Consider the following 13,059-nt stretch of genomic DNA (forward strand, 5'->3'; position numbering starts at 1 on the left):
CTGAAAAGGCGGGGCGCAGCCCCAAGCCTTTAGGGGCGCGGGGAACTGCGCGACCAGCCACGACGCACCCGCAGATACTCACGGCCCTTGGGGGCTCGAAGGGGCGCAGCCCCCGTTGACGGGAATGGGTAGGGGCGGCGGGGGCGAGGAAATTCAGCCGCGAACGCCGCAGATGTGGAGCAGCGCAGCGACCTGCCGATAAGGATCGGTCCGCCCCGCCCGCTCCTCCGCCGCCAGCAAGGCATCAAGATCCCCCCGCCCAGCGGGCACAACCGCATCATCCGCAGCCAGATCAGTGAACACCCGCACCCCGTACCACGCATGCAACGGCGCCCCGATCCCCGCAAGCGTATCCCTCAACGCCCCGAGCCGATCCGCCCGCACATCCAGCCCCAGCCGATTCCGATACGCGGTGGTGTCGAACGCGTCCAGCGCCCCGCCCCAGTCCCCGGCCAACCCCGGCCGCATCGCGAGCGCATCCCCGTTCCGCACGAGCAGCGACAACAACCCCCCGTGCGCCAGCATCCGCGCCAGCCCGGCCAGCAGGGGATCGGGTTCCTCGACGTACATCAGAACCCCATGGCACAGCACCACATCAAAACTGCCCGGCAGGAAGTGGACACCCGTGTCCCGCCCGTCCCCCTCGACGATCCGCATCCGCTCGCGAATCCCCTTGGGCTCGGCGGCGACCAGCTCCCGCGCCACGGCGACCAGCTTCGGCTCCCGCTCGATCCCGGTCACCTGATGCCCGGCCCGGGCCAAGCGCAGCGCCTGCGTCCCCTGCCCCATCCCCACGTCGAGCACCCGCAGCCGCTGCCCGACGGGAAAGCGCCCGGCTATCTGCTCGTCGACCTGGCGGGACACCAGCTCTTGTCGTACGACCTCACGTAACGTGCCCAGCCGCTTCAGCCAGGCATCGGCCGCACCGGCGGAGAAAGGCGTTGTACTCAGGGCCGCTCTCCGCGCTTGACCTGCGGCTTCGGCAGCCGGAGGCGACGCATCTGGAGGGTGCGCATCAGGGCGTAGGCCACGGCGCCCCTCTTGTTCTGCTCCGGGAAGCGCTCGTTCAGCTGCTTCTTCAACCGGAAGCCGAGCAGGACGGAGTCCACGACGATCAGCACGATCACGAAGAGCCACAGCAGCAGCGCGATGTTCTGCAACGTGGTGACCTGCACCATGCTCAGCACCAGGATGAGCACGGCCAGCGGCAGGAAGAACTCCGCGATGTGGAAGCGGGAGTCCACATAGTCGCGGGCGAACCGGCGCACCGGGCCCTTGTCACGCCCGGGCAGATAGCGCTCGTCACCGGTGGCCAGCGCCTGGCGCTGCTTCTCCATCGCGGCACGGCGCTCGTCGCGGGAGCGCTTGGCGGCCTCCTTGCGCGTCGTCGGCGTATTGGCCACGCTGCGACGCCGGGTCTGGGCCTCGCTCCGCTTGGGAGTGGGCCGACCCTTGGGGGCCTGCGGGTCACGGGTCTGCTGGGAGTCGGTCACCAGCGCCTGGTCGGCGCCCTGGGCCTTCTCGCTCTTGGCACGGCTACGGAACACAAAACCCAAGGGTACGGGGTGGTGAAGCATGGACACCGGCCAGGCTGGGAACGATCCGGCAACACCCGGCGTCTTGGCCGGTGAGGAACGGGGACGAGTGGCCGGAAAGGGGAGGACGGCAAGGGTTCGCCCGTAGGGCGGGTGAGGTATTTCCGGGGGGCGGCCCGTACGTAACCCCGGGGGACACCTACTCCCTACGCCGGATCAGTGCCATCCACAGTCGTCCTTGGGGAGGAGCGCATCCTTCCCCGAACAGTGCGGTAATGGAGGCAGGGCCCGTACTGTGGGTTCTGTCGCAGATCGGTGAGCTGGAGTCCGTCAGAAGGGGGCGCGCGAAGCCCATGAGCGGTGTCATGAAGCGTATGGGGATGATCTTCCGCGCGAAGGCGAACAAGGCCCTTGACCGGGCCGAGGACCCGCGCGAGACCCTCGATTACTCGTATCAGAAGCAGCTGGAGCTGCTCCAGAAGGTCCGGCGGGGCGTGGCCGATGTCGCCACCTCCCGCAAGCGCCTGGAGCTTCAGCTCAACCAGCTCCAGTCCCAGTCCTCCAAGCTGGAGGACCAGGGCCGCAAGGCGCTCGCGCTGGGCCGGGAGGACCTGGCCCGTGAGGCGCTCTCGCGCCGCGCCGCGCTCCAGCAGCAGGTCACGGATCTGGAGACCCAGCACTCCACCCTCCAGGGCGAGGAGGAGAAGCTGACGCTCGCCGCCCAGCGGCTTCAGGCCAAGGTCGACGCCTTCCGTACGAAGAAGGAGACGATCAAGGCCACGTACACCGCCGCCCAGGCGCAGACCCGGATCGGCGAGGCGTTCTCCGGGATCTCCGAGGAGATGGGCGACGTCGGTCTCGCCATACAGCGCGCCGAGGACAAGACCGCCCAGCTCCAGGCCCGCGCCGGCGCCATCGACGAACTGCTCGCCTCCGGCGCTCTCGACGACCCGTCCGGGATGCACAAGGACGACATCCAGGCCGAGCTGGACCGTCTCTCCGGCGGTACGGACGTCGAGCTGGAGCTTCAGCGGATGAAGGCGGAGCTGGCGGGCGGCCCCTCGGGCCAGCAGCAGGCGATCGAGGGCGGCAGCGGCCAGTCCTCTTCTTCTCCCTCGCAGCAGTCCCAGCAGCAGGACACCCCGCGCTTCGACAAGCAATAGGCCCGGTCACGCCTGAGGAGGGCGACATGATCGTACGGATCATGGGGGAGGGGCAGGTGGAGTTGGCGGACAGCCACTTCGCCGAGTTGAACAAGCTGGATGACGAGCTCCTGGCGGAGATGGAGAGCGGTGACGGTCCCGGCTTCCGCCGCACCCTCCATGCCCTCCTGGCCAAGGTCCGCGAGCTGGGTACGCCGTTGCCGGACGACTCCTTGGAGCCCTCCGAGCTGATCCTTCCCGCGCCGGACGCGACGTTGGAGGAGGTCCGGGAGATGCTCAGCGACGACGGCCTGATCCCGGGCTGATTCCGCCCCCGCCGCCCCTACCCGTCCCATCCCCAGGGGCTGCGCCCCTTCGACCCCCTACGGTGCGTTGACAGCTGCCGGTCCGTTGTGGCTGGTCGCGCAGTTCCCCGCGCCCCTAAAAAGCTTGGGGCTGCGCCCCGCGCTTTTAAGGGCCGCAGGCCCTTTGTCTTTAGGGGCGCGGGGAACTGCGCGAGCAACCCCCACCCACCCGCACACGCCAAACCACCCCCACCCCCCGAGCTATGAGGCGCCCCCGAGGACAACCATGCGCACCCTTCCCCGCGCCAGGGCCTGGCTGAAGGCGCACCCCCTCGCGCTGGACGCCGCCCTCGCCATGGGCGTCCTCGCCTGTATGGTCGCCGGCTCCTTCATCGACCCCCACGCCGAGCACGGCGACACATGGGGCACCCGCACCCCCGACGCCCTCAGCACCACCCTCATGGTGCTGGCCGCCGCCACGCTGGTGGCCCGCCGCCGCGCCCCCATGCCCGTCCTCGCCGCCACCTCCCTGCTCACGCTCACCGAACTGATCACCGGCAACCCCAGGGCCCCGGTCGCGATGGCCGCGGTGGTCGCCCTCTTCACCGTGGCCTCCCGTACCGACCGCCCCACCACCTGGCGGGTCGGCCTCCTCACGATGACCGTGCTGACCGGCACGGCCATGCTGGTCGGCCCCCTCTCCTGGTACGACCAGGAGAACTTCGCCGTCTTCGCCTGGACCGGCATGGCCGCGGCGGCCGGCGACGCGGTCCGCAGCCGTCGGGACTTCGTGGACGCCATCAGGGAACGCGCCGAACGGGCGGAGCGCACCCGAGAGGAGGAGGCCCGCCGCAGGGTCGCCGAGGAGCGTCTGCGGATCGCCCGCGATCTGCACGATGTCGTCGCTCACCACATCGCCCTGGTCAATGTGCAGGCCGGGGTCGCCTCCCATGTCATGGACAAGCGGCCCGACCAGGCCAAGGAGGCCCTCGCCCACGTCCGTGAGGCCAGCCGCTCCGCGCTGGGCGAACTCCGCGCCACGGTCGGTCTGCTCCGCCAGACCGGCGACCCCGAGGCCCCCACCGAACCTGCCCCCGGCCTGGTCCGTCTCGATGAACTCGTCGGCACCTTCCTCAGCGCCGGTCTCGCCGTCGAGGTCGCCCGCGCCGACCAGGGCACCGCCCTCCCGGCCGCCCTCGACCTCGCCGCGTACCGAGTCGTCCAGGAGGCCCTCACCAACGTCCGCAAACACGCGGGCCCGGACGCGAAGGCCGAGGTCAGCGTCGTACGGGTGGGCCCGAACGTGGAGATCACCGTCCTCGACAACGGCACCGGAGAACACCGCCCCGCCGACGACACGACCCCCGCCGACGACACGACCCCCGGCGGCGGCCACGGCCTGCTCGGTATGCGCGAACGCGTCACCGCCCTCGGCGGCACCCTCACCACCGGCCCCCGCTACGGAGGCGGCTTCCGCGTCCATGCGATCCTGCCGCTCCAGAGCCGTACGGCGACCACCGAGGCGCCCGTACGGTCATGACCACCGCCCCGGGGGACCTCGTATGACCATCCGTGTCCTGCTCGCCGACGACCAGGCCCTGTTGCGCAGCGCCTTCCGGGTGCTCGTCGAATCCGAGCCGGACATGGAGGTCGTGGGGGAGGCGTCGGACGGGGCGGAGGCGGTACGGCTGGCCAAGGAGACCCGGCCGGACATCGTGCTGATGGACATCCGGATGCCGGGCACGGACGGTCTCGCCGCCACCCGACTGATCAGCGAGGACCCGGCCCTCGCCCAGGTCCGGGTCGTCATCCTCACCACCTTCGAGGTCGACGACTACGTCGTGCGGTCGCTGCGCGCCGGCGCCTCCGGCTTCCTCGGCAAGGGCTCCGAGCCGGACGAGCTGCTGAACGCCATCCGGATCGCCGCCGGTGGCGAGGCGCTGCTGTCGCCCGCCGCCACCAAGGGACTCATCGCACGCTTCCTCGCCCAGCCCGACGACTCGGAGGCCGGGGCCGGCTCCGGCGACAGCGCTCGCTCCGAGCGGCTCGGCACTCTCACCGGCCGGGAGCGGGAGGTCCTGGTCCAGGTCGCCGGAGGGCACTCCAACGACGAGATCGCCGAGCGGCTCCAGGTCAGTCCGCTGACCGTGAAGACGCACGTCAACCGGGCCATGGCCAAGCTCGGCGCCCGTGACCGGGCCCAGCTGGTGGTGTTCGCGTACGAGTCCGGACTGGTACGCCCAAGGGTGGACTGAGCGTCGGTCGGGCCTACTGCGGCCGGAGTAGGCCCGGCATAAGGAAATGGGCCTGCGGAGCGACGGAGCGAAGGATTCCATGGCTCAGGGTGTTGGGTGCGCGCACATTTGCTTGACGCACGCCACACATGCGCGCTCGCACTCACGCTCGTAAGCCACTACTTCGCCAGTCCGCTCACGCCACAGAAGAGAGATCCGGTCACCCATGTCCTGGCTGTCTCGGTTCAGCCTCGCGCAACGGGCCCTCATAGGTCTGATGTCGATCATCGCGCTCGCCTTCGGGGCGATCGCGATACCTCAGCTCAAGCAGCAGCTGCTGCCCACCATCGAACTGCCCGTCGTGTCCGTGCTGGCGCCGTACCAGGGCGCGTCCCCGGACGTGGTCGAGAAGCAGGTCGTCGAGCCGATCGAGGACAGCCTCGAAGCGGTCGACGGCATCTCGGGGGTCACCTCCACCGCCAGTGAGGGCAACGCCCTGATCATGGCGTCCTTCGAGTACGGCGACGGCACCGACCAGCTCGTCGCCGATGTCCAGCAGGCCGTCAACCGGGCCCGCGCCATGCTCCCGGACGATGTGGACCCGCAGGTGGTCGCCGGCTCGACGGACGACATCCCGACCGTCGTCCTCGCCGTCTCCGCCGACCAGGACCAGCAGGCCCTCGCCGACCGCATCGACACCACGGTCGTGCCCACGCTGGAGGACATCGACGGCGTCGGCCAGGTCACCGTGGACGGTGTCCGCGACATCCAGGTCACCGTCACGCCCGACGACGCCAAGCTGGCCAAGGCCGGGCTGAACACCCTGGCCCTCTCCCAGGCCCTCCAGGCCGGTGGCGTCACCATGCCCGCCGGTTCCTTCGACGAGGACGGCGCCAACCGCACCGTCCAGGTCGGCGGCGGCTACACCTCGCTGAAGCAGATCGAGGACCTGATGGTCCGGGGCGAGGGCACCGACGCGAAGCCCGTACGGCTCGCCGATGTCGCCACCGTCAAGGAGGAGCAGGCCAAGGCCGACTCCATCACCCGGACCAACGGCGAGCCGAGCCTCGCGGTCAGCGTCACCATGGACCGGGACGGCAGCGCGGTCGCGATCTCCGAGGCCGTCGAGGACAAACTGGACGAGATGCGCCAGGACGTGGGGTCCGGCGCCACCGTCACCGTGGTCAGCGACCAGGGCCCGGCGGTCTCCAAGTCCATCAGCGGCCTGACCACCGAGGGCGCCCTCGGTCTGGTCTTCGCCGTCCTGGTCATCCTGGTCTTCCTGGCGTCGATCCGCTCGACCCTGGTGACGGCGGTGTCCATCCCGCTGTCCGTGGTCCTCGCGCTGATCGTGCTGTGGACCCGTGACCTCTCCCTGAACATGCTGACCCTCGGCGCCCTCACCATCGCCATCGGCCGGGTCGTCGACGACTCGATCGTGGTCCTGGAGAACATCAAGCGCCACCTCGGCTACGGCGAGGAACGCGAGGAGGCCATCCTCAGGGCCGTACGCGAGGTCGCCGGCGCGGTCACCTCCTCCACCCTCACCACGGTGGCCGTCTTCCTGCCGATCGGTCTGACCGGCGGCATGGTGGGCGAGCTGTTCGGCAGCTTCTCCCTGACGGTGACGGCGGCCCTGCTGGCCTCCCTCCTCGTCTCCCTGACGGTCGTCCCGGTGCTGTCGTACTGGTTCCTGCGCGCCCCGAAGGGCACCCCCGAGGACGCCGAGGAGGCCCGCCGCCTCGCCGAGGAGAAGGAGGCCAAGAGCCGCCTCCAGCGCTTCTACGTCCCCGTCCTGCGCTTCGCCACCCGGCGCCGCCTCACCAGCGTGGCCATCGCGGTCGTCGTGCTGCTCGGCACGTTCGGCATGGCGCCGCTGCTGAAGACGAACTTCTTCGACCAGGGCGAGCAGGAAGTCCTCAGCATCAAGCAGGAGTTGGCACCCGGCACCAGCCTGACGGCCACCGACGAGCAGACCAAGAAGGTCGAGAAGCTGCTCGCCGACACCGAGGGCGTCAAGGACTACCAGGTCACCATCGGCTCCTCCGGTTTCCTCGCCGCCTTCGGCGGTGGCACCGACTCCAACCAGGCCTCGTACAGCGTGATGCTGGACGACTCGGCGTCCGCCACGGACGTCCAGGACCGCGTCGAGGCGGGCCTGAAGAAGCTCGACGGTGTCGGTACGACGACCATCGCCGCCGGTGACGGCTTCGCCAACCAGGACCTCAGCGTGGTCGTCAAGGCCGCCGACGCCGATGTGCTGCGCGAGGCCGCGGACGAGGTCCGCGACGCGGTCGCCACGCTGGACAACGTCACCGACGTCACCAGCGACCTCGCCCAGAGCGTGCCCCGGATCTCGGTCAGGGCCAACGACAAGGCCGCGGCGGCCGGGTTCAACGACCAGACCCTCGGCGCGGCCGTCGCCCAGGCCGTCCGCGGCACCACCAGCGGGCAGGCCATCCTCGACGACACCGAGCGGGACGTCGTCATCAAGTCGGCGAAGCCCGCCGAGACCCTGGACGAGCTGAAGGACCTGCCGCTCGGCCCGGTGAAGCTCGGCGACATCGCGACCGTCGAGGTGGTGGACGGCCCCGTCGCCATGACCCGGATCGACGGCCAGCGGGCCGCGACCATCACGGCGAAGCCGCAGGGCGACAACACGGGCGCCGTCAGCACGGACCTCACCACCAAGCTGAACTCGCTGAAGCTGCCCGAGGGCGCGACCGCCAGCATCGGCGGTGTCTCCGAGGACCAAGACGAGGCCTTCGCCAACCTGGGCCTCGCGATGCTCGCCGCGATCGCGATCGTCTTCATGCTCCTGGTGGCGACGTTCCGCTCGTTGATCCAGCCGCTGATCCTGCTGGTCTCCATCCCGTTCGCCGCCACCGGCGCCCTCGGTCTGCTGGTCGTCACCGGCACGCCCATGGGTGTCCCCGCGATGATCGGCATGCTGATGCTCATCGGCATCGTGGTCACCAACGCGATCGTGCTGATCGACCTGATCAACCAGTACCGACGGCAGGGCTACTCCACGGTCGAGGCGGTCGTCGAGGGCGGTCGCCACCGCCTGAGGCCCATCCTGATGACGGCCCTGGCGACGATCTTCGCCCTGCTCCCGATGGCCCTCGGCATCACCGGCGAGGGCGGCTTCATCGCCCAGCCGCTGGCCGTGGTCGTCATCGGCGGCCTCATCTCCTCGACCCTGCTCACCCTCCTCCTGGTCCCGACCCTCTACACGATGGTCGAACTCCGCAAGGAACGCCGGGCCAAGAAGAAGGCCCTGAAGCGGGCCGGGAAGGAAGGCCTGCCCGAGCGGTCGGACAGGAACACGGGCACCGGCGAAGGCAAGGACAAGGGCAAGGACGAGGGAACGGGTACCGACTCGCCCTCCGGCGAACCGGAACCCGCGTCCGTCTGACCGTCTCTCTCCGGCGGGGGCCCGCCCCCAAGGGCCCCGTCACCACGGCGGCCGGTACTCCGAACCCCTGGTCTCGGAGTACCGGCCGCCGTCGTGTTTCGGCCACGGGACTCTTGAACACCTACGTATCCTGTGGCCTCGAACTGTTCTGCGGGGAGGGGCACGGACGTGCCGCTGCACACGGACGATCCGAAGTCGGTCGGCGGATACAAACTGCTCGACAGGCTCGGAGCCGGGGGCATGGGAGTCGTCTACCGGGCCAGGGCCCGGTCCGGCCGCGAGGTCGCCGTGAAGGTGGCGCACGCCCACTACGCGACGGACTCCGTCTTCCGGGCCCGGTTCCGACAGGAGATCGAGGCGGTCCGCAAGGTCAGCGGCGCCTTCACGGCGGCCGTCGTGGACGCCGACCCGGAGGCACCGCGCCCCTGGATGGCGACCCAGTACGTCCCCGGCCGCTCGCTCTCCGAGCGCATCCATGACGGGGGCCCGCTCCAGGACACCGAACTGCGCACACTGGCCCTGGGGTTGGTGGAGGCGCTCCGGGACATCCACCGGGTCGGTGTCGTCCACCGGGACCTCAAGCCGGCGAACGTCCTGATGGCCGAGGACGGCCCCCGCGTCATCGACTTCGGCATCTCCCGCGCCACCGGCAACCACACCCTGACCGAGACCGGCCAGATGATCGGCACCCCGCCGTTCATGTCACCGGAACAGTTCACCGACGCCCGCACCGTCGGCCCCGCCTCGGACGTCTTCTCGCTCGGGGCGCTGTTGGTGTACTCGGTCACCGGGCGGGGGCCGTTCGACACCGACAGCCCCTATCTGACCGCCTTCCGGGTCGTCCACGAGGCTCCCGTGCTGGACGGCGTGGACCAGCCGCTGCGCGCGATCCTGGAGCGCTGTCTGACCAAGGAGGCCGCCGACCGCCCCGGACTCGACGAACTCGCCAAGGACTTCGCGGACACCCTGCCCGAACCCGACGCCATGGAGGCGCCCTCCGGGACCTTGAGCCCGTACGGCACGCGGAGCGTCGAGGAGACCCACGGCGCCGATCCGGCGGCACCCACCCGGGCCACCCGGAACCGACGGTCCCGGCGTGCGCGGAGCCGCCGCCGGGTCCGCCCATGGCTGGTGGCGGCAGGCACGGCGGGCACGCTGGGCCTGGGGTTCCTGTGGTACCTGACCTACGGGCCGGGGTTCTCGGAGGACACGGAGGCCACGAGTTCCACCCCGTCCACGACCTCCCGCTGGGCGGCGGTCCCCACCGGCTTCCAGCCCTGGCGGACGACCATGATGGAGACGGCACAGCAGGGCGAGACCAACGCGCTGACGCCGGACAACGGATACCCGGGCGAAGCCGTCTGCCTGCGGTACGAGAACGCGGTCTACTGCGCGGGCAACAGCATCCTCCCGGTCCGGCTGGACGGCCGTACCGGCGCCACCGTCTGGCGCTCCGCGCTCGCGACCTCCGCCGAGGGCGCGGACCCGGGGCGGGACGACTTCGAACTCCTCGGCGTGCGGGACGACGCGATGCTCCTGCAGCACTCCGTCTACGGGGACCCCGCGGGCGCGAAGGTCAGCGTCGTCGCCCTCGACACCGAGACCGGCGAGCAGCTGTGGGCCCGCGAGCGGAACAACGTGGTCGTCGACCAGACCGTGTCCGGCGACCTCGTCCTGACCCCCGACCCCACCGGCCGGCTGGTGACGGCCCGTTCCCCGCGCACCGGCGCCGACCGCTGGACCATGCAGCTGCCCTCCGGCGACTACTGCCGGTACGCGACGGAAGGCTCCCGCCTGTACGCGCACTGCTTCCCGGACGACGAGACCAAGGCCGCCACGCTCCTGGAGCTGGACAAGGCGGACGGATCGGTGCTCCGGCGTATGAAGACCCCGCACGCGAGCGGCCTGCTCGGCACCGTCGACGGCCGGCTGGCCGTCGTGGTCGGCGGCGACTCCGGCCCGGTGGGCCCCGAGGAGGTGCGGTTCGGCGAGATCCGGCTGCTCGACCCGGACACCGGCGCGAGCACCACGACGAAGCTGACGGAGACCTACGACGGCTCGGTCCGGCTGGCCGCCGGCACGCTGTGGATCACCCAGCCCAACGGCCGGGTCATCGCGGTGTCCCCGCTGACCGGCAAGCAGCTGTGGCAGACCCGGACGGGCGTCGAGGGCTCGGGCCGGCCCACGTACGACCCGGCCACCCACACCCTCTACCTGTCCAGCACCAGCGGCCGGGTCGCCGCCGTCGACACCCGCAAGGGCACACTGCTCTGGGAGACGGGCGCACGGACCGACCAGCTCGCGAGCGGCGTCGTGAACAAGTCCAAGGTGCTGCTCTACGGCGGCGCCGTGATCGTGAGCACCCCTGACGGCACCGTCTTCGGCCTCGACCCGGCCCACCCCGAGCAGAACCCGGGGTGACGGCGGCCGGGACGGCGCCCCGTACGGCGGGGCGCCGATCCCGAGGGGCTACGGCAGCGCCAGCATCCGCTCCAGCGCCAGCTTGGCGAACGCCTCGGTCTCCTTGTCGACCTCGATGCGGTTGACCAGGTTGCCCTCGGCGAGGGACTCCAGGGTCCACACCAGGTGGGGCAGGTCGATGCGGTTCATGGTCGAGCAGAAGCAGACCGTCTTGTCGAGGAAGACGATCTCCTTGCCCTCCGGCGCGAAACGGTTCGCCAGCCGGCGGACCAGGTTCAGTTCGGTGCCGATGGCCCACTTGGACCCGGCGGGCGCGGCTTCCAGCGCTTTGATGATGTACTCGGTCGACCCGACGTAGTCCGCCGCGGCCACGACCTCGTGCTTGCACTCGGGGTGGACCAGGACGTTGACGCCGGGGATGCGGGCGCGGACGTCCTCGACAGACTCCAGGCTGAAGCGGCCGTGCACCGAGCAGTGGCCGCGCCACAGGATCATCTTCGCGGCGCGCAGCTCGTCGACGGTCAGCCCGCCGTTCGGCTTGTGCGGGTTGTAGACCACGCAGTCGTCCAGGGACATGCCCATGTCCCGCACGGCGGTGTTGCGGCCGAGGTGCTGGTCCGGCAGGAACAGGACCTTTGTCGCCCCGGGCTCCCCCTGCTCGAAGGCCCAGTCCAGGGCCCGTTTCGCGTTCGACGAGGTGCAGATCGTGCCGCCGTGCTTGCCGGTGAACGCCTTGATGTCGGCCGAGGAGTTCATGTACGACACGGGCACGACCTGCTCGGCTATGCCGGCCTCGGTCAGCACGTCCCAGCACTCGGCGACCTGCTCGGCCGTCGCCATGTCGGCCATCGAGCACCCGGCGGCGAGATCGGGAAGGACCACCTTCTGGTCGTCGCCGGTCAGGATGTCCGCCGACTCGGCCATGAAGTGCACACCGCAGAACACGATGTACTCGGCCTCCGGGCGGGCCGCCGCGTCCCGGGCCAGTTTGAAGGAGTCGCCCGTGACGTCCGCGAACTGGATGACCTCGTCGCGCTGGTAGTGGTGGCCGAGCACGAACACCTTGTCCCCGAGCTTCTCCTTGGCCGCGCGGGCGCGCTCCACGAGGTCGGGGTCGGACGGCGAGGGGAGGTCGCCGGGGCACTCGACACCGCGCTCGCTCCTCGGGTCGGCCTCACGGCCGAGCAGCAGCAGGGCGAGGGGCGTCGGCTGTACGTCGAGCTCCTGGGTCTGGGCGGTGGTCACGACACGCACCCTTTCTGTTCTGCGGCTCGCCGACCCGGGGGAGGGTCGGCGGGACAAGCGGGCTAGCCTTTTCGTCGAAATGACGCTATCTATCATAACCGCTTCACGTCACTTTGACGATGGCCATAGCGTCGATGTGACATGAATCCCGGTGGGGGCCACCCGGAGGTTGTCCACAGGGCGATGACCACTCCGCGGGCCATGTGCGAGCATGAAGAAAGGCGGCTGACGAAATTCCGCGCCACCCGGAATGAATCCGTGGCCCCGTCGGTTGCACTCGTCGGCAAGCAGTCTCCGTACAACCCGGGAGAGATGTAGATGTCCGTATCGGACGAGACCACCACCGTCACCGACGGCATCATCCTGACCGACGCCGCCGCGGCCAAGGTCAAGGCCCTGCTCGACCAGGAAGGCCGTGACGACCTGGCGCTGCGCGTAGCCGTTCAGCCCGGAGGCTGCTCCGGCCTGCGTTACCAGCTCTTCTTCGACGAGCGCTCCCTCGACGGCGACGTGGAGAAGGACTTCGACGGTGTGAAGGTCGTCACCGACCGTATGAGCGCCCCGTACCTGGGCGGCGCCACCATCGACTTCGTCGACACCATCGAGAAGCAGGGCTTCACGATCGACAACCCGAACGCGACGGGCTCCTGCGCCTGCGGCGACTCCTTCAGCTAGGCGGTCCCGCGCGCGGAGGCCCAAGCGTACGGCCGGTGAGCCGACGCCCGCGTACGACAGAGGCGGCGCCCCCCTCGAAAGGGG

Annotated in this window: 10 protein-coding genes; 7 read left to right on the forward strand and 3 right to left on the reverse strand. The window is 70.2% G+C overall.

From position 1 onward, the window contains the following. Positions 1 to 153 precede the first annotated feature (153 nt). Both ACWD4G_RS45175 and ACWD4G_RS45180 read right to left on the reverse strand, forming a co-directional pair. Complete coding sequence (locus ACWD4G_RS45175; RefSeq protein ID WP_451304510.1) at positions 154 to 864, reverse strand: class I SAM-dependent methyltransferase; 711 nt, start codon at positions 862 to 864, stop codon at positions 154 to 156. A gap of 83 nt (positions 865 to 947) precedes the next feature. Then, a complete protein-coding gene (locus ACWD4G_RS45180) occupies positions 948 to 1,577 on the reverse strand; it encodes a DUF3043 domain-containing protein (RefSeq protein ID WP_451304526.1) in 630 nt (209 codons plus the stop codon). Positions 1,578 to 1,810: 233 nt separating this feature from the next. On the opposite strand from ACWD4G_RS45180, the gene ACWD4G_RS45185 reads away from it, so the two are divergent. From ACWD4G_RS45185 to ACWD4G_RS45210, 6 genes are all read left to right on the forward strand, one after another. Further along, a complete protein-coding gene (locus tag ACWD4G_RS45185; protein WP_451304511.1) occupies positions 1,811 to 2,698 on the forward strand; it encodes a PspA/IM30 family protein in 888 nt (295 codons plus the stop codon). A 26-nt stretch (positions 2,699 to 2,724) separates the two neighbouring features. Then, positions 2,725 to 3,003 (forward strand): PspA-associated protein PspAA, encoded by a 279-nt coding sequence (pspAA, locus tag ACWD4G_RS45190; protein WP_451304513.1) that lies wholly within the window; start codon positions 2,725 to 2,727, stop codon positions 3,001 to 3,003. Positions 3,004 to 3,268: 265 nt separating this feature from the next. Continuing rightward, a complete protein-coding gene (locus ACWD4G_RS45195; protein WP_451304515.1) occupies positions 3,269 to 4,522 on the forward strand; it encodes a sensor histidine kinase in 1,254 nt (417 codons plus the stop codon). Positions 4,523 to 4,544: 22 nt separating this feature from the next. Further along, positions 4,545 to 5,237, forward strand: coding sequence for a response regulator (locus ACWD4G_RS45200; protein ID WP_451304517.1), 693 nt, complete (start codon positions 4,545 to 4,547; stop codon positions 5,235 to 5,237). Positions 5,238 to 5,442: 205 nt separating this feature from the next. Further along, positions 5,443 to 8,634: an efflux RND transporter permease subunit gene (locus tag ACWD4G_RS45205; RefSeq protein WP_451304519.1), complete on the forward strand. Its 3,192-nt coding sequence runs from the start codon at positions 5,443 to 5,445 to the stop codon at positions 8,632 to 8,634. 168 nt (positions 8,635 to 8,802) lie between these two features. Next, positions 8,803 to 11,055, forward strand: coding sequence for a protein kinase domain-containing protein (locus ACWD4G_RS45210; RefSeq protein WP_451304521.1), 2,253 nt, complete (start codon positions 8,803 to 8,805; stop codon positions 11,053 to 11,055). 48 nt (positions 11,056 to 11,103) lie between these two features. Here the strand turns inward: ACWD4G_RS45210 and nadA are convergent, their stop codons facing one another. Then, positions 11,104 to 12,300 (reverse strand): quinolinate synthase NadA, encoded by a 1,197-nt coding sequence (nadA, locus tag ACWD4G_RS45215; RefSeq protein ID WP_451304523.1) that lies wholly within the window; start codon positions 12,298 to 12,300, stop codon positions 11,104 to 11,106. Positions 12,301 to 12,618: 318 nt separating this feature from the next. Here nadA and erpA point away from each other — a divergent pair, with 318 nt between their 5' ends. Beyond that, the gene (gene erpA, locus ACWD4G_RS45220; RefSeq protein ID WP_009337669.1) at positions 12,619 to 12,975 is read left to right on the forward strand and encodes an iron-sulfur cluster insertion protein ErpA; all 357 of its coding nucleotides are present in this window, start codon (positions 12,619 to 12,621) and stop codon (positions 12,973 to 12,975) included. Positions 12,976 to 13,059: the final 84 nt, after the last annotated feature.

This window comes from Streptomyces sp. NPDC002643 (genome assembly GCF_053592555.1).

Excerpts from the sequence above, each read along its gene's own strand:
- ACWD4G_RS45180 (WP_451304526.1), bottom strand. The coding sequence starts at position 1,577 with ATGCTTCACCACCCCGTACCCTTGGGTTTTGTGTTCCGTAGCCGTGCC.
- ACWD4G_RS45185 (WP_451304511.1), top strand. The coding sequence starts at position 1,811 with ATGGAGGCAGGGCCCGTACTGTGGGTTCTGTCGCAGATCGGTGAGCTG.
- pspAA (WP_451304513.1), top strand. The coding sequence starts at position 2,725 with ATGATCGTACGGATCATGGGGGAGGGGCAGGTGGAGTTGGCGGACAGC.
- ACWD4G_RS45195 (WP_451304515.1), top strand. The coding sequence starts at position 3,269 with ATGCGCACCCTTCCCCGCGCCAGGGCCTGGCTGAAGGCGCACCCCCTC.
- ACWD4G_RS45200 (WP_451304517.1), top strand. The coding sequence starts at position 4,545 with ATGACCATCCGTGTCCTGCTCGCCGACGACCAGGCCCTGTTGCGCAGC.
- ACWD4G_RS45205 (WP_451304519.1), top strand. The coding sequence starts at position 5,443 with ATGTCCTGGCTGTCTCGGTTCAGCCTCGCGCAACGGGCCCTCATAGGT.
- erpA (WP_009337669.1), top strand. The coding sequence starts at position 12,619 with ATGTCCGTATCGGACGAGACCACCACCGTCACCGACGGCATCATCCTG.